Source organism: Thalassospira lucentensis MCCC 1A00383 = DSM 14000 (genome assembly GCF_000421265.1).
GTDB lineage: Bacteria > Pseudomonadota > Alphaproteobacteria > Rhodospirillales > Thalassospiraceae > Thalassospira > Thalassospira lucentensis.
Genome location: NZ_ATWN01000001.1, coordinates 294,363 through 319,930, shown reverse-complemented (window position 1 = coordinate 319,930; position 25,568 = coordinate 294,363). Strand labels below are relative to the sequence as shown.

Here is a 25,568-nt window from a genome sequence, read left to right as displayed (position 1 = left end):
TCTTTAGTCCTTGTCCACATCCAGATAGCGATTGAACGCCGTTCTCAGTTCATCAGGCAATCTTTGTGCCCGAAGTTCTTCAAGCGACATGCAGGCGAGATATATCTCGATCACCACAAGTTCTTCATCGTCGCGCATCACCTTTTGTTCAAAACCGAGCGACGCGCCCCCAAGCTTTATCACACGGCTTTCCACCGTAAGGCGGTCTTCCAACCGGGCCGCACGACGAAAATCGAGCGTACAGTGTCGAACGGCTATGGCAACTTTGTGGCGTTCTGCAACATTACGATTGGTAAAGCCCAACAGGTTAAGCATCGCTGAACGTGCGCGCTCGGCAAATGCAAGATAGTTGGCGTGATAGACAATACCGCCCGCATCCGTATCCTCGTAAAATACAATCAACGGATAGATATGCCGGTTGCCATCAAGATAGCCCCGCAACGCGTCATGATCGTTTTGTGTCATTCCGATTGATCCCCCGACGGGCCATCAACCTGACCATCAAACAGATCAGAAAGTGGTACGCCCCCCGCTTCGCGTGGCGGTGTAAGACCAAGGTGTTTAAACCCCTTAATCCCAAGCATACGGCCACGTGGCGTGCGCTGGATCAACCCTTGTTGCAGCAAATAAGGTTCGATCACGTCTTCGATTGTATCGCGTTCTTCAGACAGGGCAGCAGCAAGCGTATCGACCCCGACAGGGCCGCCGCCATAGTTTCCGGCGATACAATTAAGATAGCGTCGATCCTGACTGTCCAGACCAAGGTTATCGACCTCAAGCCGGATCAAAGCTGCATCGGCAATAAATTTATCAACCGGTGATTTTTCTGCCACAGATGCAAAATCGCGCACCCGGCGCAACAAACGTCCGGCAATACGCGGTGTTCCGCGCGACCGGCGTGCGATTTCCATGGCCCCTTCGCGGGTCATATCGAAATTCAAAAGTTTCGCACCACGGGCAACGATGGTGACGAGTTCTTCGGGTTCGTAGAATCGAAGACGCAGCGGAATACCAAACCGATCACGCAGCGGTGTGGTCAAAAGCCCCGAACGTGTTGTTGCCCCGACAAGGGTAAAGGGGGGTAAATCAATCCGTACTGACCGTGCGGCCGGACCTTCGCCAATGATCAGATCAAGCTGGAAATCTTCCATCGCCGGATACAGAATTTCTTCGACGGCCGGGTTCAGACGGTGAATTTCATCAATGAACAGAACATCACGTGGCTGAAGGTTTGTCAGCAAGGCGGCAAGATCACCGGCCTTGGAAATGACCGGCCCCGACGTTGCGCGAAAGCCAACACCTAGTTCACTGGCAACAATTTGCGACAAGGTGGTTTTACCAAGACCGGGCGGACCAAAGAACAGAACATGGTCCATGGCTTCTTCACGGGCCCGGGCAGCTCGAATAAAGACATCAAGGTTTTCGCGTACTTCTTTCTGGCCGGTAAAATCGTCCAACCGACGCGGACGCAACGATCCATCCTGTTGATCTTCGTCGCGACGCTCGCCACTGAGCAGACGGTCTTCTTCCTCGCTCACGCGCTAAGCTCCTTTAGTCCCAAGCGGATCAAAGTATCAATCGACTTGTCGTCACCGGCCAACTGGGCGGCCTTGCCGACCGCACCAAAGGCCTCGGACCGGCCATAGCCAAGATTGACAAGGGCGGATACGGCATCGGCCAACACCACACCATCATCAACAATCGGCTCAACACTTTCTGTGTTGGCACTCGCATCATCGGATGATTTTGGCGTTTTCTTTGATTTTGAAGCTGCTTTGGCTGGTGCAGCGGCCTCTGTAACAGGTGCCGGGGCGGCAACCGGGCCAAGGTTCAGCCTGGCAGCCTTGTCTTTAAGTTCACCGACAATACGTGTGGCAACCTTCGGGCCAATGCCCGGCGCACGACAGAGTGCCGTTGTATCCTGTGCGGCCAAGGCGCGCAAAAGATCGGTCGGGCTCAAAACAGACAAAAGGGCCAAGGCGACTTTTGCGCCAACACCTTGCACCGTGGTCAAAAGCGAAAACCACTGCTTTTCGGCGTTATCGGCAAATCCATACAGATGAATATGATCTTCACGGACATGGGTTTCGATCATAAGCCCAGCCTCGCCCCCCTTTGCAGGCAGCATCGACAGGGTCCGGCGGGATGCAAAAACAAGATAGCCAACGCCATTCACATCTATAATGACGCTGTCTTCGCCAATGAAATCGATAATTCCACGCAGTTTCGCGATCACCTGTATTTTCTCCCATTCCCTGTTGGTCTGCCGTTGCTTGCCGGTTTGGCTGCCATGGTTGCGGCAAGGGTGCGATTTCCGGCATGTTGCGCGTGACAGATAGCAACGGCAAGCGCATCGGCGGCATCGGCCCCGGCAATTTCACATCCCGGCAGCAAGGTCGACACCATCATTTCAACCTGTTGTTTGGCTGCGTGACCGGCACCGACCACCGTCTTTTTGACTGCATTGGGTGTATATTCCGTTACCGGGATGCCACTTCGCGCCGGGGCAAGCAAGGCAACGCCACGTGCCTGACCAAGTTTTAGCGTTGAAACAGGGTTCTTGTTCACAAAGGTTTCTTCGACCGCGGCCTCGTCAGGGGTCCATGTTTCGATCACTTCCATCAACCCGGTATGGAGCTGATCAAGACGTTCGGCAAGCGACAGCGACTGGGTCGAGCTCACAACCCCGTTGGCAACATGACGCATGCGGTTGTCCTGAAGGTCTATCACCCCCCAGCCAGTACGTTGAAGACCGGGATCAATCCCGAGGACTCTGACCACAGTGTCACCCTATAATTTACCGATTAGATACAAAACACCCGCCATTCAAAAGCGAAAGGCGGGTGTTGGCAAATACTAATTAGTTATCGAGGCCAGCGACAATTTCGTCGGTCCAGGCAACGTTGGTCCAGACATTCTGAACGTCATCGTTGTCTTCAAGAACATCAACAAGTTTCATGATGCTTTGGGCCTGATCGATTGTGACATCCGCCTCGGTGACGGCACGGAACACCATTTTCGCACTTTCCGGGTCACCGAATTTTTCGGTCAAAGCTTCGCGTACCGTGTTGAGGTCTTCGAGTTCGGTATCAACGATATGGCTGTCATCGTCAGACTCAACATTGGCAGCGCCCGCTTCAAGTGCGGCTTCAAAGATTTCGTCAGCACCCGCAACATTTGCCGGATAAACGATTTCGCCAAGGCGGTTGAACATGAAGCCAACCGAACCGGTTTCACCAAGGTTACCACCGCTTTTGGTGAAAGCAGCACGGACCTCGGATGCGGTACGGTTACGGTTATCGGTCAACGCTTCGACGATGACCGCAACACCTGCGGTGCCGTATCCTTCGTAGCGGACTTCTTCGTAGTTATCGCCTTCACCAGCACCGGTCGCCTTTTTAATGGCACGTTCGATGTTGTCCTTGGGCATGTTTTGAGCACGCCCTGCGGAAATTGCCGCACGAAGACGCGGGTTGCTATCGATATCGTCACTGATTTTTGCAGCAACGGTAATTTCGCGCGCAATCTTGGTGAAGATCTTGGCGCGTTTTTTATCCTGGGCACCTTTGCGGTGCATAATGTTCTTAAATTGGGAATGGCCGGCCATAACCTACAACCTGTATTCATTGAACTTCATGTGGATCGGTGCCGATTGGCACCACGCTGGCCCTATGAGCATGCCCCATTCAGGCCAGCCTGTCCGGGCATTTGCAGATACAATAAAGTGCGGCATCTGCAAAACGCGCGAACGAAAATTTCGACCGCTCCTATAGCCTGTTTACCCTGCAAGGTCCAGCCATGCTTAGCGAAACGACAGGTCGAAAACCATGTTTGCCATCAGATAACGATGTTGCACCGGCTCGCACACACAAATTTCCATTGAGTTTTTTATGCGACTAAAGGTTAAATGTTGCAGTCGCGATAATATTCTTCCATTAATGGGTATCGCTTAGGCAATAAACAAAAAAGAACTCTTAGGGATTGTACGACTGCCCACAAAATCAATGGGTTCACCCACCCGGGCGGTTACAAGAACCTCGACGGACGCAGAAGCTGTCAGGGAAAAGTCAGGAAACAAAAAGGTAGAAAGAATGGGAACTAAATTCGGGGTCCAAAGCAAATTATTGATTTCGTTTGCTGTGGTTGGATTGATGGCTGTCGTTTCGGCTATTGTCGGTGGCGTATCATTTACCAAATTCGGTGATGCGCTTACGACCATCACCGAGGAAAAACTTCCACCAATTGCCGCCGCACAGCGACTGGCAACCGGTAGCGCAGAAATTGTTGCCATCGCACCACGTATCGTTGCCGCGGCAAATACCGAAGAAGAAATTGCCATCAATGATGAACTTGCTGTTCGTCTTTCGGCACTGGTGACTGACATCAACGAAATTGAAGCCACCGGCTTCATGCCAGAAGTCATCGCCAGCATCAATGACAGTCGCAACCTTCTTCAGGGTACGCTTGAGCAGCTTCATACAGTTACTCAGGAACGGTTTTCCGTCTCCAACGAAAAAACCGAGAAGCTGACAGAATTCCAAAACCTGGCAAAGCGATATGCCGATACTTTGAAGCCGGTTCTGTCCTATACCCAGAACGATATTTCCCAAGGTGGGCAATATGCGGCGTCATTCGCGGAGGACTCCTCGCGCCAGTATAGCGAGAGCAAGGAGCAAATCCTTGAGACCTTCCTGAAACTGGCATCTGCGATTGATACGCGCACGCCGATCCTTGAGATCGAGCGTCTTGGCTCTGCTGCGTCAAACATGATTATTGCCAGCACGACGGAAACACAGGCTGTTCGTCTTTCGATCATTCCTGTGCGTATTCGTGGTGTTTATACTGATGCACTCGACAAGCTGGAGGCGCTCGACAACGACCGTCTCAAGACATTCTATGTCGATCTGATCAACAAGATGCAGGCGCTTTCGATTGGCGACGACAGCCTTCCCGATCTTCGCAAACGTGAACTTGCCGCGACCGAAAGCAGTCAGGCACTGGTTGTTCAAAGTGCCGAATATGCCACCGCGATGCGCAATAGCGTAAATGAGCTGGTCACGGCCCTGAACGCCGAAGTCGACGCTGCTGCTGCCGAGGCAAATGTTGTCCAAAAGCAAGGCCTGACCGCGTTGTTCGTGGTTGCAATTGCTGCGATCCTGATTTCGCTTGCGATTTATGTGCTCTATGTTCGTGGCAACGTACTGCGCCGTCTTGGCGGGTTGCAGAAAACCATGGTTCAACTGGCGGACGGCAACCTTGAAGTTGCGGTACCCTCCAAAGGCAACGATGAAATCAGTGCCATGGGCCGTGCAGTTGACGTGTTCAAAGATAATGCGATCAAGGTCCGCGACATGCAGGCCGAAGAAGAACGCCTTAACCATGAACGCAACGAAGCGCTGCGTGATGAACTTCTTGGCCTTGCCGATACGCTTCAGAACGAAGTCGAAAGTGCCGTGAATGAAATCGCCGCCCTTGGTGATCAGTTGCAGGGTGTGTCGGGACAGATGACCTCAAGTGCCGAACTTGTTTCGGGTCAGACCGAAGAAGTCGCCAACTCGGCACAGGAAGCCACCGGCAACGTTGAAACAGTTGCCGCAGCGACCGAACAGCTGTCGGCATCGAATGCCGAAATCAACCGTCAGATGGCGGAATCAACCCGGATTTCCGGCGAAGCATCGACCCGTGCACAGGAAACCAACGAACTGGTGGTCAGCCTGTCACAGTCGGCAGATCGCATTGGCGAAGTTATCGCGTTGATTACCGACATTGCCGAACAGACCAACCTTCTCGCCCTCAACGCAACGATTGAGGCCGCCCGTGCCGGTGATGCCGGCAAAGGCTTTGCCGTTGTCGCGGCCGAGGTCAAAAACCTTGCCAACCAGACGGAAAAAGCAACCGAAGAAATTTCGGGGCAGATTTCCGGCATTCAGAAGGCAACCGGTGAATCGGTGACGGCTATCGGTGATATTGGTCGGATCATTGAGAACCTCAATGAAATCGCAACCACCATTTCGGCTGCGGTCGAGGAACAGGGTGCTGCGACCGACGAAATCACCCGCAACGTTCGCGGTGCAGCGGATCGGACCCGTTCGGTATCGTCGTCGATTACCGAGGTTTCCGCGGAAACCAGCAAGACTGGCGAACTTTCAAGCCAGGTTCTGTCGACGGCACAAGAAGCCTCGCAAAAGGTCGAAAACCTGCGGTCACGGATCAATACAATCCTCGACGATCTGCGCCAGCAGGCACACGATCGCGCGGCTTCCTGATCCAAAACTGCTTTGTGATCCTGACGAAAAGGCCCGCCATCCGGCGGGCCTTTTTTGTGACTTTCGCCAACCTCGGATGTAATTTACCTGTGCGTTCGACATGCCGCATATTTCCCGGCCAAAAGGCGCAAACAGACTATACCGGCGCACACTACAGCTGGAAAATTCATGATCGTCCTATAGATGCTGTGGTATGTCTGATCACAAGAACAATAATGCAAGCCCCATACTCATTCCCATCTGAACTGTTTCACGGCGACAGGCGGGTATCTTCTTGGATTGGCTTGAGCGGGAAACGACGTCCGGACGACGCATATAACAGCGTCGGCACGATGAGGTGTCGGTGCTCGGCTCTTAGGTCTAAGAGGTAGATAAGATATGGCTTTAAACATCAGGCGCGGCGTTAAGCCTTCTTTGTCAAAAAACAACAAAAAATCAGGATTTGGCGTTCGCGGGAAGTTGGCGGGAGCCTTCTTGCTGGTCGGGTTCATTGCAGTCCTTGCAGCCGCTACGTCTGTTTTCTCCTTCACACAATTTGGCAAACAGTTAGGTAAAATTGCCCATGAGCAATTACCCCCAATGTTTGCAGCCCAGCAATTGGCCTCTAGCAGTGCTAAAATCGTCGCATCTGCGCCACGTTTCCTTGCAGCTTCCAAGCTTGAAGAAGAGCAAGCCGTCAAAGCCGAAGTCGATACACTTCTAGCTAGACTTAACGACAATTTGGCCGAGTTACGACAAGCCGGGCTCCCAGAAGAAACGCTGGCACTTGTTGAAAGTAATGCACAAAGCCTTGCTGAAGCGCTTACCGAACTTCATGAAACCACGATTGAGCGGTTTGAAGTTGCCGACGAGCTTTCAAACTCGCTAAGCCAGTTTCAACAGGTTTCCGGTCGCTTCAACTCAATGATCCAGCCAATCCTTTCGGCTTCGCAGACCCAAATTACCGGTGTCACGGCGCAGGTTCAGGAACTCCGTCAAAGCGGGCCTTCCTTAACCGCAGCACAGGAAGCATCGACCAAAGGTCTGTTGTTCGAACTTGACGAGCTGATGGCTGCCAGGGCACCGATCCTTGCTCTTTCCAACAGCGGAGCAGAAATCACCAACACCGTCCTTTCAGCAGCATCGTCTGATGACCGGATGCAACTTCGGATCATGGGCGTTCAGGTACGTGGTGCGGTCGGCGTTGTCGGCAACACCGTCAAAGAGCTTGAGAATGCCAAACTCAAAAAGTTCTATGAAGGCCTGATCGGTGACATCAAGAAGCTTGCAATGGGGCGCAGAAGCATCCCTTCTCTTCGGTCCAAGGAGCTTAAACTTGCCGATGAGCAACTTGATATCGTAGAGGAAAGTGCCGAGTTTGCCGCCGCGATGGAAGGTGTTGTGTCGGAGATCGTCGACAGCCTGCAAAACGATGTTAATACATCTGCAGATGCGGCAAACACACTAACACAGCAAAGATCAGTCGTGATGTATGGGGTTGGTGCTGCCGCAATACTGATCCCGTTTCTGATCTATTTTGTCTATGTTCGTGGCAATCTGCTGCGTCGTCTCTCAGAACTTCAGAAATCGATGGTTCAACTGGCGGACGGCAACCTTGAAGTTGTGATACCGTCCAAAGGCAACGATGAAATCAGCGCCATGGGCCGTGCGGTTGACGTGTTCAAAGATAATGCGATCAAGGTCCGCGACATGCAGGCCGAAGAAGAACGCCTTAATCATGAACGCAACGAAGCGCTGCGCGATGAACTTCTTGGCCTTGCCGATACGCTTCAGAACGAAGTCGAAAGTGCTGTGAATGAAATCGCCGCCCTTGGTGATCAGTTGCAAGGTGTGTCGGGACAGATGACCTCAAGTGCCGAACTGGTTTCGGGTCAAACCGAAGAAGTCGCCAACTCGGCACAAGAAGCCACCGGCAACGTTGAAACAGTTGCCGCAGCGACCGAACAGCTGTCGGCATCGAACGCGGAAATCAACCGTCAAATGGCGGAATCAACCCGGATTTCCGGCGAAGCATCGACCCGTGCACAGGAAACCAACGAATTGGTAGTCAGCCTGTCACAGTCGGCAGATCGCATTGGCGAAGTCATTGCGTTGATTACCGACATTGCCGAACAGACCAACCTTCTGGCACTCAACGCAACGATTGAGGCCGCCCGTGCCGGTGATGCTGGCAAAGGCTTTGCCGTTGTCGCCGCCGAGGTCAAAAACCTTGCCAACCAGACGGAAAAAGCAACCGAAGAAATTTCGGGGCAAATTTCCGGCATTCAGAAGGCAACCGGTGAATCGGTGACGGCCATAGGTGATATTGGTCGGATCATTGAGAACCTCAATGAAATCGCAACCACCATTTCGGCTGCGGTCGAGGAACAGGGTGCTGCGACCGACGAAATCACCCGCAACGTTCGCGGTGCGGCGGATCGGACCCGTTCGGTATCGTCGTCGATTACCGAGGTTTCCGCGGAAACCAGCAAGACTGGCGAACTTTCAAGCCAGGTTCTGTCGACGGCACAAGAAGCCTCGCAAAAGGTCGAAAACCTGCGGTCACGGATCAATACAATCCTCGACGATCTGCGCCAACAGGCACATGATCGTGCAGCTTCCTGATCCAAAACTGCTTTGTGATCCTGACGAAAGGCCCGCCATCAGGCGGGCCTTTTTTTATGGCCAGTTTGTTCCCCCCTACTCTTGGCATTGAGCGGCAGCGCACAAACAACCTATACGTAGGACTAAGGGGAAAAATTCGTGCTTGTGTTGCAAAGGCTATGCTATAGCTTTGTCTAATAACAATAACATAAGCCACCTTTCCTCATCTGAACTGCCGCCCCACACACTGGCAGAACAGATGTCCTCCGAAAGCGGCATTCCCGGGAAGTTTCATCTGAGAGACCCGTACAACGTGCGTCGATACAGAAATGTGTCGGCACCCGGCTTATTCGTCTATGGGGATACCAAATAATGGGATTGAATATAAAACGCGACAACAAGCCGTCTGCGTCGAAAGCGGCGGGAAAATCGGGGTTTGGCGTACGCGAAAAGCTGGCCGGCGCCTTTTTCCTCGTTGGCCTTATTGCTGTATTGGCAGCAGCCGTTTCCGTATTTTCATTTAATAAATTTGGCACTCGGCTTGACGAGATTGCCTATGAACAACTGCCACCAATGTTCACCGCACAGCAACTGGCAACCGAAAGCGTAAAGATCGTCGCATCCGCACCGCGGATTGTCGCGGCATCAACACTTTCCGAAGAGCAGGTTGTCAAAATCGAACTCGACATGTTGCTCGATGGCTTGCGCGAAAAGCTTGAACAACTGGCGCAATCGGGGATGTCACCTGAATCCCTGTCGCATATCGAAAAAAGCGGTCAGGACCTTGCCGGTGGCTTGGAGGAGCTTCACCAAAAAACTCTGAACCGCTTTGAAATTTCCGCTGAAATTTCCGAGAAACTTGATCAGTTCCAACAGTTGAGCGGTCGCTTTGCATCAATGATCAAACCATTGACATCGATGTCACAAAATCAAATTTCCACTGTTGCAGCCCAGGTCGAAGAACTGCGCAAAAGCGGCAATTATCTGACACCTGATCAGCTGACTCAAAGCAAAGATCTGCTGTTTACGCTTGATACAACGCTCAGCGACCGTGCCCCGATTCTCGAATTGGCACGTCTTGGCGGGGAAATCACCAACACAATTTTGAGCACCGCGTCATCAAGTGATTCGACGCGCCTAAAAATCACCAGTGTTCAGATCCGTGGCACAATTGATCAAGCCGAAAAAACCATCAATGGCCTTGAAAACAAGAAACTTCAGAAGTTTTACCTTGGTCTGATCAAGGATATTCGTGAGCTGACGGTTGGGGATGCAAGCATCCCAGCATTACGGATGCGCGAACTTGAACTGTCCGAAGAACAGGCCGCTGCCGTTGTCCATACTGCAGAATACGCAACCGCCATGGAAAATGGCGTCAATGCGATGGTCGAAGCCCTTCAAACCGGTGTAGACCGGGCTGCGGGTGATGCAAACACACTCAACACCCAAAGTACCTATGTCATGTATGGGGTTGGTGCCGCAGCAATCCTTATCCCGTTACTGATCTTTGTCGTCTATGTGCGTGGCAACCTTTTGCGTCGTTTGGCCGGTTTGCAAAAAACCATGGTTTCGCTGGCGGATGGTGATCTTGACGTCGATGTTCCGTCCAAAGGGCATGACGAGATTTCCGCCATGGGACGTGCTGTTGATGTGTTTAAGGAAAATGCGATCAAGGTCCGCGATATGCAGGCCGAAGAAGAGCACCTTAACCGTGAACGCAATGAAGCGCTGCGCGACGAGCTTCTTGGTCTGGCTGATACACTTCAGGATGAAGTCGAAACAGCGGTCAATGAAATCGCCACCCTTGCCGATCAGCTTCAGGGTGTTTCGGGTCAGATGACCCACAGTGCCGAACTGGTATCAACCCAGAGCGAAGATGTCGCAACATCGGCACAGGAAGCCACCGGCAACGTTGAAACGGTTGCGGCCGCAACCGAGCAACTTTCGGCATCCAACGCCGAGATTAATCGTCAGATGGCAGAGACGACACGTATCTCTAACGAGGCGTCTCAACGTGCTCAGCATACCAACGAACTGGTACACAGCCTGTCGCAATCGGCCGGTCGTATTGGCGAGGTTATCGCGCTGATCACCGACATTGCCGAACAAACTAACCTTCTGGCACTGAACGCAACGATTGAGGCCGCCCGTGCGGGTGACGCGGGCAAAGGCTTTGCCGTTGTCGCCGCCGAGGTTAAAAACCTTGCCAATCAGACCGAAAAAGCGACCGAAGAAATCGCCGGTCAGATTTCGGGTATCCAGAAGGCAACAGGTGAGTCTGTGACAGCCATCGGTGATATCGGAACGATCATTGCCAGCCTCAATGAAATCGCCACCACAATTTCAGCAGCCGTCGAAGAACAGGGTGCAGCAACCGATGAGATCACGCGAAATGTGCGTGGTGCAGCGGACAGAACCCGTTCGGTATCAGCATCCATCACCGAGGTTGCCAACGAGACGGGTAAAACCGGTCAGTTGTCTGGCGAAGTTCTGACAACATCCAAGGTCGCATCCGAGAAAGTCAGTGAAATGCGCAACCGCATCACCAACATTCTTGAAGATCTGCGTCAGCAGGCCCGCGACCGCGCTGCCTGATCATTTGATAAGGCGTCAAACACCAAAAACAAAGGCCCGCCGATTTGGCGGGCCTTTGTGATTCTCAGGTCAATCTAACATTGATGGCTAGGCGCTTGGCCAGCTGCCCTTAAGGCGTCCGCCGATCCGCACTGATTCAATACGCTTGGCCAATCCGGTGTTATTGTCAGTTTCAACAAAAACACCGCAAACCGTCGCCGGGCCTTCTGCGGGTTCAAACCGGCCGGATGGCATTTTGGTCAGGAATTTCCGGACCGAGGTTTCTTTTTTCATGCCGATGACCGAATCAAAATCGCCGCACATACCAACATCGGTTTGATAGCCCGTGCCATTTGGTAGGATTTGCGCATCAGCAGTTGGCACATGCGTATGCGTGCCCAAAACGAGTGATGCACGCCCGTCACAATGATGCCCAAACGCCATCTTCTCCGATGTGGTTTCCGCATGAAAATCAAGGATGATGGCATCAACGTTTTTGCCAAGCTTATACTTGGAAAACAGCTTGTTCGCGCCCAGAAACGGGCAAGAAAGCGGGTCCATAAACAAACGGCCCATCATGTTGATCACGCAGGCTTTCTTGCCCGAACGGGTTTTAACAACGTAATCCCCCTTCCCCGGTGTGCCATCAGGGAAGTTCCAGGGACGCAGAAGTTTTTCATCTTCGTCGATATAGGCAATAATTTCGCGCTGATCCCAGACATGGTTGCCTGTGGTCAGAACATCCGCGCCAGCATCATAGAATTCCTTGCAGATTTTGGCCGTAACGCCAAAGCCATGGGCTGCGTTTTCGACATTCACCACCGCGACATCAACAGACAAACGATCGCGGAGCATCGGCAATGCTTCCAAGGCAGCTATACGACCGCTCTGACCCAGAACATCGCCGAGATGGAGTAAACGCATATTATTTCCTGTGTTTCTTCACATGACCAGAATGCGGACATGCTTTTTAGGGGCAGCACCCAAACCCGGGACGCACCGCAACTGCATTACGTAAAGGAGACGGGATATGTTCAGATATCTTCAATAAATAAAGCGGGAGCCACACTGCCGTTGGTCATATGGTAATTCCTCGTGACCTGCGTGTGCAGGTGGGCGCCGTTTAACGAGACCACGGCCTCGACAGGGACAGCTCCCTAGAGAAATGAGCATCGGCCCCGGGAATTAGCGAACCTGACGCACAGGGCAGCTCCCTTAATGCTGTCGTTCTTGATCACCGCGAACGGCGCATCGCAAACGGGTCAGCGAACGGAACTTAGTCCTCGATTGGGGTAATTTCAAGTACCTTGAGAATTCGTCCCTTGCCAAGGCCCCGTCTTTGTCAGGTCCATGCCCGGCCTTTGCACCACACTTTGGCAATTTACAAAGCACAACAATGGCGCAGCCCTGCCCGTAACAGACTAATTAATCCCTGATCAGCTTTGCGGCGATGCCTTCGATCCGACCGGCCATATTTTCAATATTTTCCGCCAGCGCGTCGCTTTCAGCAGCCGAAAGACTTCCCGGCTCGGCAGCGGTTGGCTGTTCTGGTTTTGGCGCACGCAGCTGCTCATGGGCATCACCCAGTTCATCGGCAATCAACAAACTTGTCATCACCAGCAAACGCTGTTCACCGATCTGGCCGACCGCGCCAGAGATTTCCTTAACCCGTTCATCGACATAATTTGCCAAAGAATGGATGCGTTCTTCCTGACCGTCATCGCACGCGATGTCATAACTGCGACCGTTAATGCGAATGGAAACCTGTGCCATGGGTTATGCCTGCTCCTTGACGGGTTCTTCTGAAAGAACGAATTTTAGCTGGTCAACCGCGCCATCAAGCCGTGCCGAAACGGTTTCTGTGGTGTGGGTAAGCTTGTCGTAATCCGCACGCAGCGCTGAAAGCTGACTGCGCAATGCTTCGACTTCCTGCACGTCAGATGACTGGTCCTGTGCATCCTGATCCAGCACCGACTCCACGGCGGTATTAAGACTGTCCAATGCTGTCTTCAGCCGATCACTTGCCTGTTGCAACCGCGACATAAATTCCTACCCGATATTATACGTTTCGAGGGCCACAGACCGATATGATCTGCGGCGAATCATCATAATCGACCATAAAGCCAACCGATGATGTCATGAAAATGGCCGAAGTATCCGTTACCATTGCAGTGATCAACTTTTCTGCGCCACCAAGAACATGCGAACGCAAAATCAATCATTCCAACACAATGACGGTAAACCTCTGAAAACATAGTGCCTCAATCGCGCCAACGTCAACATGCTGCACGAAAGCAATGTACCACGAGAATATCCATTAGCCGGATTTAAGGTAATCGGCGTCGTTTTTTGACAGAAGCGGTTGACGAATGGCGCCCATAAGGGCATCTTCCGCGCGAATTCCGTTAATGTTTGAATAACCGTATTTAAGTGTTTTCATCGCCCGACCGCGAAACCCCCAGGAACCGCATCACATGACGACGCAAGCAGAACACAATCGCATGGCCAATGCCATCCGCTTCCTTTCGGCCGACGCTGTCGAAAAAGCAAACTCGGGACATCCAGGCATGCCGATGGGCATGGCAGATGTTGCGACTGTTCTTTACACCAAATTCTTGAAGTTCGATCCAAAGCACCCGAACTGGCCAGACCGCGACCGTTTCATCCTGTCTGCAGGTCACGGTTCGATGCTTCTGTATTCGCTTCTGCACCTGACCGGGTACGAAGATTTCGATCTTGATCAGATCAAGAATTTCCGTCAGATGGGCTCGCGCACTGCTGGTCACCCTGAATTTGGCCACGGTGAAGGCATTGAAACCACCACTGGCCCGCTGGGTCAGGGCATTGCGACCTCGGTTGGTTTCGCCCTTGGCGAACGCATCATGAATGCCCGTTATGGCAATGACGTTGTCGATCACTTTACCTATGTGATCGCGGGCGACGGTTGCCTGATGGAAGGTATTTCGCAGGAAGCCATTTCGATGGCTGGCCACATGAAACTGTCGAAACTGATCGTCCTGTTTGACGACAACGGCATTTCCATTGATGGCCCGACGTCGCTTTCGACGTCTGAAGATCACACCAAGCGCTTTGAAGCTGCTGGCTGGGATATTCAGTCGATTGACGGTCACGATCCGGCCGCCATCGAAGCAGCGATTGCCAAAGCAAAAAACACCAACACCCCGTCGATGATCGCCTGCAAAACCGAAATCGGTTTTGGCGCGCCGACCAAGGGTGGCACCTCGGCAACGCACGGCTCCCCACTCGGTGCCGAAGAACTTGCTGGTGCACGCAAAAAACTCGGCTGGACGTCTGAGCCGTTTGATATCCCTGCTGACGTGCGTGACGCATGGACCGCTGCTGGTGCACGCGGTGCGGACGACTTCAATGCTTGGGGTGGTCGCTTCGAAGGTCTTGATGCCGCTTTGAAAGACGAGTTCGAGCGCCGCATCGAAGGCAAGCTTCCGGAAAACTGGATCGAAGCCTTTAACGACTACAAAAAACAGATCACAGCAGATCAGCCAAAGGTCGCCACCCGCAAGGCGTCCGAGAACGTTCTTGAAGTGCTGACCAAGGCAATCCCGGAAATGATCGGCGGCTCTGCCGACCTGACCGGTTCGAACAACACCAAGACCAGTGTTCAGGCCCCGATCACCGCCGACGGTGGTTATGAAGGTGGCTACATCTATTACGGTATCCGTGAACACGGCATGGCTGCGGCCATGAACGGTTTGGCCCTGCATGGCGGCGTCCTGCCCTATGGTGGGACCTTCTTGGTCTTTACCGATTACTGCCGTCCGGCAATCCGTCTGTCGGCTCTTATGAACCAGCGCGTTGTTTACGTCATGACCCACGATTCCATCGGTCTTGGCGAAGACGGCCCGACCCATCAGCCGGTCGAACACGTTGCTTCGCTGCGCGCAATGCCGAACGTCACTGTCATCCGTCCGGGTGACGCGGTTGAGACCGCAGAAGCATGGGCAATGGCAATCACCAACGAAACCGGCCCGACCGTTCTGGCCCTTACCCGTCAGAACCTGCCGACCCTTCGTACCGAATACCGCGAAGACAACCTTGTCGCACGTGGCGGTTATGTGATTTCCGATTGTGACGGTGATCGTCAGGTCACGCTGATCGCGACCGGTTCGGAAGTTGAAATCGCAGTTGACGCACAGGTCAAGCTGAAAGCCGACGGCGTTAATGCTGCTGTGGTTTCGCTGCCAAGCTGGGAACTGTTTGACACCCAGTCACCGGAATATCGCAAGGGCGTTCTGGGCAGCGCACCGCGCGTTGCCATCGAAGCCCTTTCGGTGTTTGGTTGGGAAAAATATGTTGGCGATACCGGCAAGGTTATCGGCATGCATGGATTTGGTGCTTCTGCACCGGCTCCGGTTCTGTATGAGCATTTCGGCATCACTGCCGAGGCATTGGTCAAAGCGGCCAAGGAACTGGTTTAATTCAGAGGGCCGGATCGGTAATATGCCGATCCGGCCTTTTTTCTTTGGGTTTAAGCCCCAAGTCGTGATTGATACTCCCCAGGTAGCAATCAGTATAATTTTGGAGGGATGAATGGCTATTCGCGTAGCGATTAATGGTTTTGGTCGTATCGGCCGTCTTGTTCTGCGTTCAATCGTTGAAAGCGGCCGCACCGATGTTGAAGTGGTTGCCATCAACGACCTGGGCGACGTGTCCACCAACGCACATCTTCTGAAATATGATTCTGTTCATGGCGTTCTTGCCAATGACGTCAAAGCCGAAGGCGAAAACCTCGTCATCGACGGCAAGGCGATCAAGGTTTGCTCTGAACGTGATCCGGCGAACCTGCCATGGGCAGCACTGAATGTTGATATTGCCTTTGAGTGCACCGGTATCTTCCTTGACGAAGCCGGTGCTGGCAAACACCTGACGGCGGGTGCCAAACGCGTTCTGATTTCCGCCCCTGCAAAGGGTGATATCAAAACCGTTGTTTACGGCGTTAACAGCGACAGCCTGTCTGCCAGTGACGTGATTGTTTCGAACGCATCCTGCACCACCAACTGCCTTGCACCTGTTGCAGATGTTCTCAATAAAACCGTTGGCATCACCAAGGGCTTCATGACCACTGTTCACGCATTTACCGGTGACCAGAACACGGTTGATAGCCTGCATAAAGACATGCGCCGTGCTCGTTCAGCATCGCTTTCGATGATCCCGACCTCGACCGGTGCGGCCAAGGCTGTTGGTCTTGTTCTGCCGGAACTGAACGGCAAACTTGACGGTACTTCGGTGCGTGTTCCGACCCCGAATGTCTCGATGATCGATCTGACCTTTGTTGCAGGTCGCGACACCACCGTTGATGAAATCAATGCTGCGATCAAAGAAGCCGCAAACGGCCCGCTCAAAGGCGTTCTTGGCGTCTGCGACGAACCGCTGGTTTCGATTGATTTCAATCACAACCCGAACAGCTCGACCTTTGACGTTACCCAGACTCAGGTCATCGGTGGCAACTTTGTGCGTATCCTGTCGTGGTATGACAACGAGTGGGGCTTCTCGAACCGTATGAGCGACACTGCTGTCGCCATGGCGAAGTTCCTGTAAGCATCTCTGGTCAGATTATCTGATTGATGATTTTGCAAAGTGCCCGAAGTATGTATCGCTTCGGGCACTTTTCTTTTCCTGGGCAGTACGGCACAGTTGAGCCCATCCCTGCCCGTCCAAAATGACAACGCTCGACCAAGCGCACAGGAGTCAATCGTGAGCCTTTTGTTCAAAGAACTTGATTACCGGCCAACCCCGATGGGGGTGCTCAGCCTGCGCAGGCGGCGTGAACTCAGCCTTGAGATCGATGTTTATGAAATCAAGCTGGATGACGAATATCTGATGTCGAGCCTGTTCACCGATGCCGAGGTGGCACTCGCCGACCTTGGGTTGGCCGAGCTTGACCGAAATAATTTGAATGTCGTGGTTGGGGGGCTTGGTCTGGGCTATACCGCCAAGGCAGCCCTTGATAACCCGAAAACCGGCAAACTTGCGGTTCTTGATACGTTAAACGAAGTTATCGAATGGCATCAGGAAGGCTTACTGCCCCTTGGTGAGCAACTTGCACATGATCCGCGCTGTGCGCTGGTGCATGGTGATTTCTTTGCCGCCTCCTTTGCCGACACGCCGGGCATGAACCCGGCCGAGCCGAACGTTAAACATGACGCCATCCTGTTGGATGTTGATCATTCACCTTCCAATGTCCTGCATCCCGATCATGCGCGGCTTTATACCGAAGACGGGTTAAAACGACTGGCACGTCACCTTGTGCCGGGCGGGATTTTTGCCCTGTGGTCAACCGAAATGCCCGAAGCATGGTTTGAAGCGAACCTTAAATCCGCCTTTGACAGCGTCCGGGCCGAGGTGATTACCTTCAAACATCCGGTTATAGACCGCGAAGACATCAATACGGTCTATATCGCGCGCACATCTTCATAAGGCGGCCTTAAAACCATATCGCCATGACATCATCACACGCTGATCTGATCATTCGCATTCACGGTATTGCCGGTGCCCGTGCGGCCTGCCGGGGGATGGCAAGCGTACCCTTTACGCTGCTGTCGCCGTTAAATGCCGCAATGTCGCTTGGGGCTGGTTGGTTTGGCGCTGTTATTGATCAGGTGCGTCAGGAATTTCCAAACTCGGATTTCAAGGCAATTCTTGATTGCCGTGGACGGGTATCGGGTGCCTTGACGGCCATTGAAATTGGCCTTGATGGTGTGATTGTCGAGCCGGATACACCTTCGCAATTTGACCGCTTGTCAGACCTTGCCGCACAGTCAAATTGCCACGTCGCCCTCGACCTTCCCAAAGACAGTTCGATCTATGAGATGGGTGATGACGTCCTGCCCGATCATGAATTGGACCGTCGATTACGGCTACATCTGACGGACTAGTATCATTGCCAAACGCCGTGTCAGGGGTTACATAACTGACAGGAAATCATCAGGAATTATCATCGTGAACGCAGACGAACATGCCGGTCTTTACCTTCTGACCCCGCCGAAAATCGAACTTCCCAGCTTTACGGAAAAGCTGAAGTCGGTTCTTGATACCGGTGCGGTCGATTGCCTGCAATTGCGCCTGAAAGATGTTGGCGATGACGAAATCCGCAAGGCAATTGATGCGATTTTGCCCTTGTGTAACGGCCTGGACATTCCGCTTATTCTCAATGATCGGCCCGACATTGCTAAAAAGTCGGGATGTGACGGTGTGCATGTCGGCGAGGACGACGTCAGTTATGACGAGGCGCGCGCCATCATGGGCGAAGAACACATTGTTGGTGTGTCGTGCTATGACAGTCGCCATCGTGCCATGGAACTTGGTGAAAAAGGGGCTGATTACGTTGCCTTTGGCGCGTTTTACCCGACCCAGACCAAAGAAGCCAAAACTAGCGTCACGCCGGAAATCCTTGAAATCTGGACGACATTTACCACCGTGCCCTGCGTTGCGATTGGCGGTATTACGGCGGAAAATCTGGCGCCAATCGTTCTGGCTGGCGCAGACTTTGTCGCGGTCACGGGCGGTGTCTGGAATCACCCCGATGGCCCTGAGGCCGGTGCACGTGCGATCAAGGCAGCAATCATCGCAACCGACATCGAATAATCCGCGAACCGTAAAAACGGCTGGGCGGACAAATGTTTGCCGGTAGCCATGCGTGAACGATGGGGAGTTATGCACGATCCCCATGCTCAATCTGCTTGCAGCACAGACAGCAAACTGGTAGTTAACGCCTCTTAAATGGGGCAAGTGCCCCCCTATTACATTGTGAATCTGTGATCTGAAAGAACGGTTGGTGCCATGAAAATCAACGGCAACGAAATCCGTCCGGGTAACCTTATCGAACATAAAGGTGCCCTGTGGCGTGCGGTAAAATGTCAGGCTGTCAAACCAGGTAAAGGCGGTGCTTTTAACCAGGTTGAACTTAAAGATATTCGTAGCGGCACCAAGCTGAACGAGCGTTTCCGAGCATCGGAAACCGTTGAGCGCGTTCGTCTTGAGCAGAAAGAATACACCTATCTGTTCGCTGATGGTGACATGATCACCTTTATGGACAGCGAAACGTTCGAACAGATCACAGTAAACGCCGACCTTGTTGGCGAGCCTGCTGTTTATCTTCAGGATAACATGGTTGTTACCATCGAATCGTTTGAAGATGAGCCGCTTGCCGTAACCCTGCCCGAGCATGTTGTCTTCAAAATTGTTGAAGCAGATGCCGTGGTCAAAGGTCAGACCCAGTCTTCTTCTTTCAAACCAGCCGTCCTTGAAAACGGTGTTCGTGTGATGGTGCCCCCGCATATTGAATCGGGTACGCGCATCGTCGTGAACACTGTCGAAGGCACCTATCTTGAGCGTGCCAAGGATTAAGGACTTTTCCCGTCCTCTGGTTTAAGGATTGGGCCCATCCATATGAATGGAATGGGTCCCGACCCTCCTTTTAATTCAAATTCCGGGAGATATGCCGTGCGAGGCGCCGCCCGTCGTTCAGCAAATATCAACGTCATGTTCAAGGCCGTCGAAAAGGCTGCCTATGGACTAAAACGCGACTTCGGTGAAGTCGAGAACCTTCAGGTTTCGATGAAAGGCCCGGCAGATTTCGTATCTTCGGCTGATCTTCGTGCCGAAAAACGCCTGCGCGAAGAGCTTGAACGCTCCCGCCCCGGATACGGCTTCCTGCTTGAAGAAGGCGGTGAAATCAAGGGGTCCGACCCTGAACATCGCTGGATCATTGATCCGCTTGATGGCACCACCAACTTCCTGCATGGCATTCCGCATTTTGCCATTTCTGTTGCCCTTCAGAAGGGTGATGAAATCATTGCCGGCATCATTTATGACGTCGCCAAGGATGAATTCTTCTGGGCGGAAAAAGGCGTTGGTGCGTTTCTTGATAACCGTCGCCTGCGTGTTTCGGGCCGTCGTCGCCTGAATGAATGCGTTTTGGCGTGTGGTGTTCCTCATATTGGACACGGCGACCATGCCGTTTTCGAAAAACAGCTGCACACGGTCATGGACCGTTGCGCTGGCGTGCGCCGCATGGGTGCCGCATCGCTTGATATGGCATATGTCGCAGCTGGCCGTTATGACGGTTATTGGGAATCGCACATCAATGCGTGGGATATCGCGGCTGGTCTTATTCTGATTTCAGAAGCCGGTGGCTATGTCCGCGATGCCAAAGGTGGCACCAACATGCTGGGTACGGGCAGTGTCGTCGCTGCTAACGACTATATCCAGCCGGTTCTGGCCAAGGCGCTAAAAAAAGCAGTTACCGACTAACTGTCGGCTTTTATTACCGTTTTTTGAAAGGGCCCCTTCGCATTTTGTCGAAGGGGCCCTTTTTCTTTTGCCGTCAAAGCGGTTGTCCATTACCTGGCTCTAAGCTATGGTGCTTGGTACTGCACGCCGTCGCCCAATGCGAGGCAACCAGACAACAGGGGGGGTATTCGATAAGAATTATCGGGTGCCTAACGATCGACACAAAACTGTGTGAAATAGAAAAACGTTATACAAGACGGTTTCAAACACAGGGTATTAAGGGGCCTGCGATTTGATGGGGTATTCCAAGATTTCGGTGCTGGCATTAATGACTGCACTCGGAACCAGCGCGTTCTTCGGCGGCAATGCTTCCGCACAACAATACTCCCCCGTTTCTGTAGACAGCAACGTACAGGTCAATTGGGACGTTGCCGACGGATATGGCGGACAGACAACCGTTCCGCAATATTTGTCCCCCACGGTATCGCGTGAGCATATTGTCATGCCGGGCGGTGATTTGATCTATCCCGAAACCCGCCCGCAGTCAGCTTTCCTTGCCAAAGACCAGTTCTCATCCGCAGGGAATGGTTCATATGACGGTGGTTTTGAAACTGTTGTGATTGACGGTGCTGGCGGTAATGCCGTCCCAAGTCAGTCACAGTTCTATGGTGTGCCCGGTGTGTCTGATACCGCCATGCCGCCGTCAATGGATGACGGTGCGAACCAGACAATCGCCCTGCGCCAGCCCGAGGCAACCGCAGCCCCGCGAACCAAACCCGCAGCGCCGACAACAGTCGCAGCAACAGCCCCCTCTTCACCCACCTCATCTTCTGGCACTGCACCAACGCCACTGACCAAACCTGCGCCTGCTCCGGCGGCTTCGACCATGACCGAGACAGCAAGCGCATCGACCGCACCGGCGACAGAGACCACCATGGTTGAACCGCCAAAGGCGCCGCCGCTTCCGAGTGCCGAAAGCAAGGCATCCGAAGCCCCCGCAGCACCGGTGGTTGAACCGATTGGCAGTGGATCAGAAATTCCGGTTGCACCGACATCTGCGCCCGATACGACGTCTCAGCCAGCCCAAATGGCAGAAGTCGCACCGGCAGCACCCAAGCCTGAACCAAAACCTGCACCCGCTGCCGCACCGGCGGCTGAGGAAGCATCGCTTCCACCAGCCTCCAAAGCACCTGCTGCGAGCACCTCAACCGGTGCAGGCGAATACAGCCTTGGCTTTGCCAGTGACAGCTTTGAACTGACCAGTGCCGCCCAAAGCGAGCTTAATCAGGTCATTGCCGCCATGAGCAACGACGACAGCCTGCGCATTCAGTTGCAGGCATACGCCGAAGGCGACAGTGCAAATGCCTCTAAGGCGCGCCGACTGTCGCTTTCGCGTGCGCTTCAGGTTCGTTCCTATCTTATCGACAAGGGTGTGCGTTCCACACGCATTGACGTTCGCGCCTTGGGTGCGAATGTTCCGTCCGGCCCGGCAGACCGCGTCGATATCAAAACAGTTCAACGCTAGGATTAATCCGCTATGAGCAATCATTCGGCCAATGGTACCGGCACAGTTACGCCCATTACCAAACCCGGAAGTTATCTGACACGTATGGCCGTTTTTGTGGCCATTATTGTCGGGGTTGGCGCCCTGCTTTACCCTGCCCTGTCTGATGCCTTTATGGCCAATATTGTTCTGAACGGCCTGATTATCGGCGTCTTTTTCGTGGGTGTTATCTATACATTCCGCATGGCCGCAAGTCTGGCCCCGGAAGTCACCTGGATCGAAGATTTCCGCCGCAACCGCCCTGGCCTGACATCGCAAGTTCCGCCCAAACTGCTCGCCCCGATGGCCAGCATGATGACCGAACAACGCCGTGATCGCCCGCAACTCTCTACCATGTCGACCCGGACCATCCTTGATTCCATCCGTTCGCGTCTGGATGAAAGCCGTGAACTGTCGCGTTATATCGTCGGCTTGCTTGTTTTCCTTGGCCTGCTCGGCACCTTCTGGGGCCTTCTGCAAACAGTGAATTCGGTTGCCGGCGTCATCAGTGACGTCAATGTCGGCGGCGGGTCCAACATGGATCTTTGGTTCTCCGAACTTAAAAATGGTCTTGCTGAGCCACTTGGCGGCATGGGCACAGCCTTTTCATCTTCGCTGTTTGGTCTTGCCGGATCGCTTGCCCTTGGTCTTTTGGACATGCAGGCCGGTCAGGCGCAAAACCGTTTCTTCAACGATCTTGAAGAATGGCTTTCAAGCTTTACCCGTCTTGGATCGGGAAGTGCTGTTGGTGATGGTGAGCAGTCTGTTCCGGCGTATCTTTCAGCCCTGATCGAACAGATGGCCGACAATATGGAGGGGTTGCAAAACTCGATCCAGCGCTCGGAAAGCTCACAGATCAAAAGCCATAACACCCTGATTGATCTGGCCGACAAGTTGTCAACGCTCACCGATCAGATGAAAGCCGAACAGCAATTGATGGTTAAACTGGCGGAAAACCAGATGCACCTCAAACCGGTTCTCGATCAACTGGCAGATTCGATGAAAATGGGTAGCTTTGGCATTGATGATAATACCCGCGCCCACATTCGTTCGCTTGATAGCCAGCTTGGCCGTATTGGCGAAGAACTGACCATGGGCCGTCAGCAATCGACACAGGAAATCAGAAGCGAAATCAAACTTCTGGCCCGTACCATCGCCGCCATCGCCGAGGAGGGCTGATCGCATGATCGGGCTTTCACGCCGTCGTAATCGCGATGTAAACACCTGGCCGGGCTTTGTTGATGCGCTGGCAACGCTTCTGATGGTGATCATCTTCCTTCTGATGATCTTTGTTATTGCGCAGGTGTACCTTGGTGCAGCCCTATCAGGACGTGATGAGGCGCTCAGTGACCTTACCGCACAGGTCAACGAGCTTACCAACCTTCTGTCGCTTGAGCGTGGCAACAATCAGCGCATGGAACTGGAGTTGACCCAGCTCACAACCGAGCTTTCCAACACCAGTGACCAGCGCGATGACCTGAAATCACGTGCAGCAACTCTTGCCAGCCAACTTGCCGATGCCCAGCTTTCAGCTGACGACATTGAAAAGAAACTGCTCGCAGCACTGGCATCGATTGAAGACAAGGACGCCGAGCTGACCGAGATCCGCGAAAATAAAAACGAAGAGATCAAAGATCAGGATGCCCGGATCGCCGAACTTTCCGCCCTTCTGGCATCGCGTGCCGCCGCCCTTGAAACGGAAAAGAAACTCAGCACCGAGGCAAAGGCACAGGTCGCCGCCCTTAATCAGCAGATGCTAGCCCTGCGTCAGCAGTTGCAAAAAATCGAAGCCGCCCTTGAGGCCGCCGAAGTCGAAAACGCCGATAAGGAAGCCCAGATTGTAAACCTTGGGCAGCGCCTGAACGCGGCACTTGCAACCAAGGTCGCCGAATTGCAGCGCTATCGTTCGGAATTCTTTGGCCGCCTGCGCGAAGTTCTGGGCGATCGTCAGGATATCCGGGTTGTCGGCGACCGGTTTGTGTTCCAGTCCGAGGTCCTGTTTGGTTCTGGCTCAGCTGATCTTGGCGAAGGCGGTCAGGAACAGCTGGCGAAACTTGGCGAGACGCTTAAGACCATATCCGCTGACATCCCAGACGATATTGATTGGGTCATGCGGGTCGATGGTCACACCGACAAAGTGCCAATCCGCAACCTGCAATTCGCATCGAACTGGGAACTGTCAGCCGCACGTGCGATTTCGGTGGTAAAATTCCTGATCGACCAGGGTGTTCCACCCAACCGTTTGGTCGCAGCCGGGTTCGGGGAGTACCAACCCCTTGATAACCGCGATGACGAAATCGCCTATCGCCGCAATCGGCGTATCGAGTTCAAGATCACCGAACGATAGGTAGTCCAGCAAAACACTCCATCAACGGCACCCTATGTGGGTGCCGTTTTCGTTTTTAGGCCGTTTTACGTCGTAGAAAAATCTTGGAACCAATCGACACACCAGCACGTTGGTCACAAAGGAGCCTTTCAGAATAAAGGAGGCCACGATGACCATTCTCAATCCCCGTCGGGAAACCGTTGGTGTTTTTCACGATCTCTCTGCTCTGCAACATGCAGCAGAAGACCTTGGTTCTGCGGGCTTCGCGCAAACAGATCTCAGCCTGCTGACAACCGAACACACCATCGAAGATAAACTCGGCCACATTTACCGTAAGGCCGAAGACATAGACACCGACCCGAACATGCCGCCGCTGGCCTATACGACACCGACCCCGATCGGCAATGCCGAAGGTGCCCTTGTTGGCGCCCCAATGTATGCCGCGGCATTTGGCGCCGCGGGGGCTGTGATTGCAGCAGGTGGACCGATTGCTATGACCATTTCAGCCATCATCGGTGCCGGTGGTGTTGGTGCCGCTGCAGGCGGTGTCATTGCCGCAATCATCGGGAAACGATATTCCACTGAATTGCAAGATGCCCTTGATCAGGGCGGGTTGTTGCTTTGGGCCAAAACACCTGATGAACCAACGGAAAACCGGGCCAAGGATATCCTTACCCGGCATCAGGCCGAACTGGTCGGCACCCACGAAGTGGCAAATTCACACACCAAACGCGACATGCTTTAACGGGCCCTTCGTCAGCACCGCTCCCTGTTGCTATGACAGTGCCTGCGTATCGATCAAATCAATGATCAGAAAAACAGTCCTCATTTCCGGGGACTGTTTTTTTGTTCTCGAAGAGACTCGTATTATGGATTGGGCCACCACACGACCATAAGTCGTGGTTCTGGATAGAGGCAAGATTAAAGGTAGAATGTGTGCGAAAACCTCCACTTCAACCGTACTTAACACCTAGTAGAAGGGGAAAAACAACCCCCGCCAAAATAT

Annotated in this window: 22 protein-coding genes and 1 other RNA gene; 14 read left to right on the top strand and 9 right to left on the bottom strand. The window is 53.2% G+C overall.

Features of this window, described 5'->3' with window-relative positions; genetic code table 11:
- Positions 1 to 3: 3 nt before the first annotated feature.
- The 5 genes from K355_RS0101500 to K355_RS0101480 form a co-directional block, all read right to left on the bottom strand.
- Positions 4 to 465: a YbgC/FadM family acyl-CoA thioesterase gene (locus tag K355_RS0101500; RefSeq protein ID WP_022730346.1), complete on the bottom strand. Its 462-nt coding sequence runs from the start codon at positions 463 to 465 to the stop codon at positions 4 to 6.
- A complete protein-coding gene (gene ruvB, locus K355_RS0101495; RefSeq protein WP_022730345.1) occupies positions 462 to 1,538 on the bottom strand; it encodes a Holliday junction branch migration DNA helicase RuvB in 1,077 nt (358 codons plus the stop codon). The genes K355_RS0101500 and ruvB overlap by 4 nt, the downstream gene beginning before the upstream one ends.
- Positions 1,535 to 2,236: a Holliday junction branch migration protein RuvA gene (gene ruvA / locus K355_RS0101490; protein WP_022730344.1), complete on the bottom strand. Its 702-nt coding sequence runs from the start codon at positions 2,234 to 2,236 to the stop codon at positions 1,535 to 1,537. Before ruvA ends, ruvB begins: the two co-directional genes overlap by 4 nt.
- Complete coding sequence (ruvC, locus tag K355_RS22870; protein ID WP_022730343.1) at positions 2,233 to 2,781, bottom strand: crossover junction endodeoxyribonuclease RuvC; 549 nt, start codon at positions 2,779 to 2,781, stop codon at positions 2,233 to 2,235. Before ruvC ends, ruvA begins: the two co-directional genes overlap by 4 nt.
- Positions 2,782 to 2,860: 79 nt before the next feature.
- Positions 2,861 to 3,607: a YebC/PmpR family DNA-binding transcriptional regulator gene (locus tag K355_RS0101480; RefSeq protein ID WP_022730342.1), complete on the bottom strand. Its 747-nt coding sequence runs from the start codon at positions 3,605 to 3,607 to the stop codon at positions 2,861 to 2,863.
- Between the two features lie 397 nt (positions 3,608 to 4,004).
- Here K355_RS0101480 and K355_RS24935 point away from each other — a divergent pair, with 397 nt between their 5' ends.
- The 3 genes from K355_RS24935 to K355_RS24930 all read left to right on the top strand — a co-directional run bounded on the left by K355_RS24935 (position 4,005) and on the right by K355_RS24930 (position 11,444).
- Complete coding sequence (locus K355_RS24935) at positions 4,005 to 6,266, top strand: HAMP domain-containing methyl-accepting chemotaxis protein (RefSeq protein WP_425425730.1); 2,262 nt, start codon at positions 4,005 to 4,007, stop codon at positions 6,264 to 6,266.
- A gap of 579 nt (positions 6,267 to 6,845) precedes the next feature.
- Entirely contained in the window at positions 6,846 to 8,870 is a 2,025-nt protein-coding gene (locus K355_RS0101470; RefSeq protein ID WP_342664628.1) for a methyl-accepting chemotaxis protein, read from the top strand.
- 351 nt (positions 8,871 to 9,221) lie between these two features.
- The gene (locus tag K355_RS24930; RefSeq protein WP_022730339.1) at positions 9,222 to 11,444 is read left to right on the top strand and encodes a methyl-accepting chemotaxis protein; all 2,223 of its coding nucleotides are present in this window, start codon (positions 9,222 to 9,224) and stop codon (positions 11,442 to 11,444) included.
- An 87-nt stretch (positions 11,445 to 11,531) separates the two neighbouring features.
- Here K355_RS24930 and K355_RS0101460 read toward each other — a convergent pair whose 3' ends face one another.
- From K355_RS0101460 to K355_RS0101450, 4 genes are all read right to left on the bottom strand, one after another.
- Positions 11,532 to 12,347, bottom strand: coding sequence for a TIGR00282 family metallophosphoesterase (locus K355_RS0101460; protein ID WP_022730338.1), 816 nt, complete (start codon positions 12,345 to 12,347; stop codon positions 11,532 to 11,534).
- A gap of 132 nt (positions 12,348 to 12,479) precedes the next feature.
- A non-coding RNA gene (gene ssrS / locus K355_RS25320) (6S RNA) lies at positions 12,480 to 12,639 on the bottom strand.
- 209 nt (positions 12,640 to 12,848) lie between these two features.
- The gene (locus tag K355_RS0101455; protein ID WP_022730337.1) at positions 12,849 to 13,196 is read right to left on the bottom strand and encodes a cell division protein ZapA; all 348 of its coding nucleotides are present in this window, start codon (positions 13,194 to 13,196) and stop codon (positions 12,849 to 12,851) included.
- 3 nt (positions 13,197 to 13,199) lie between these two features.
- Complete coding sequence (locus K355_RS0101450; RefSeq protein WP_022730336.1) at positions 13,200 to 13,466, bottom strand: DUF4164 family protein; 267 nt, start codon at positions 13,464 to 13,466, stop codon at positions 13,200 to 13,202.
- Positions 13,467 to 13,897: 431 nt separating this feature from the next.
- On the opposite strand from K355_RS0101450, the gene tkt reads away from it, so the two are divergent.
- The 11 genes from tkt (at position 13,898) to K355_RS22855 (ending at position 25,307) form a co-directional block, all read left to right on the top strand.
- Complete coding sequence (gene tkt, locus K355_RS0101435; RefSeq protein ID WP_022730333.1) at positions 13,898 to 15,880, top strand: transketolase; 1,983 nt, start codon at positions 13,898 to 13,900, stop codon at positions 15,878 to 15,880.
- A 112-nt stretch (positions 15,881 to 15,992) separates the two neighbouring features.
- Entirely contained in the window at positions 15,993 to 17,000 is a 1,008-nt protein-coding gene (gene gap / locus K355_RS0101430; protein ID WP_022730332.1) for a type I glyceraldehyde-3-phosphate dehydrogenase, read from the top strand.
- Positions 17,001 to 17,156: 156 nt separating this feature from the next.
- Entirely contained in the window at positions 17,157 to 17,879 is a 723-nt protein-coding gene (locus tag K355_RS0101425) for a polyamine aminopropyltransferase (RefSeq protein ID WP_022730331.1), read from the top strand.
- Between the two features lie 23 nt (positions 17,880 to 17,902).
- Positions 17,903 to 18,337: a hypothetical protein gene (locus tag K355_RS0101420; RefSeq protein ID WP_022730330.1), complete on the top strand. Its 435-nt coding sequence runs from the start codon at positions 17,903 to 17,905 to the stop codon at positions 18,335 to 18,337.
- 64 nt (positions 18,338 to 18,401) lie between these two features.
- The gene (gene thiE, locus K355_RS0101415) at positions 18,402 to 19,046 is read left to right on the top strand and encodes a thiamine phosphate synthase (RefSeq protein ID WP_022730329.1); all 645 of its coding nucleotides are present in this window, start codon (positions 18,402 to 18,404) and stop codon (positions 19,044 to 19,046) included.
- A gap of 195 nt (positions 19,047 to 19,241) precedes the next feature.
- Complete coding sequence (gene efp / locus K355_RS0101410; protein WP_022730328.1) at positions 19,242 to 19,808, top strand: elongation factor P; 567 nt, start codon at positions 19,242 to 19,244, stop codon at positions 19,806 to 19,808.
- Positions 19,809 to 19,904: 96 nt separating this feature from the next.
- On the top strand, positions 19,905 to 20,714 hold the full coding sequence (locus tag K355_RS0101405) for an inositol monophosphatase family protein (RefSeq protein ID WP_022730327.1): 810 nt from the start codon (positions 19,905 to 19,907) through the stop codon (positions 20,712 to 20,714).
- 274 nt (positions 20,715 to 20,988) lie between these two features.
- Complete coding sequence (locus K355_RS0101400) at positions 20,989 to 22,218, top strand: OmpA family protein (protein ID WP_245562881.1); 1,230 nt, start codon at positions 20,989 to 20,991, stop codon at positions 22,216 to 22,218.
- A gap of 12 nt (positions 22,219 to 22,230) precedes the next feature.
- Positions 22,231 to 23,415: a hypothetical protein gene (locus K355_RS0101395; RefSeq protein WP_022730325.1), complete on the top strand. Its 1,185-nt coding sequence runs from the start codon at positions 22,231 to 22,233 to the stop codon at positions 23,413 to 23,415.
- 4 nt (positions 23,416 to 23,419) lie between these two features.
- A complete protein-coding gene (locus K355_RS0101390) occupies positions 23,420 to 24,583 on the top strand; it encodes a peptidoglycan -binding protein (RefSeq protein ID WP_022730324.1) in 1,164 nt (387 codons plus the stop codon).
- Positions 24,584 to 24,731: 148 nt separating this feature from the next.
- Positions 24,732 to 25,307, top strand: a complete 576-nt coding sequence (locus K355_RS22855; RefSeq protein ID WP_022730323.1) for a hypothetical protein — start codon at positions 24,732 to 24,734, stop codon at positions 25,305 to 25,307.
- Positions 25,308 to 25,568 lie beyond the last annotated feature (261 nt).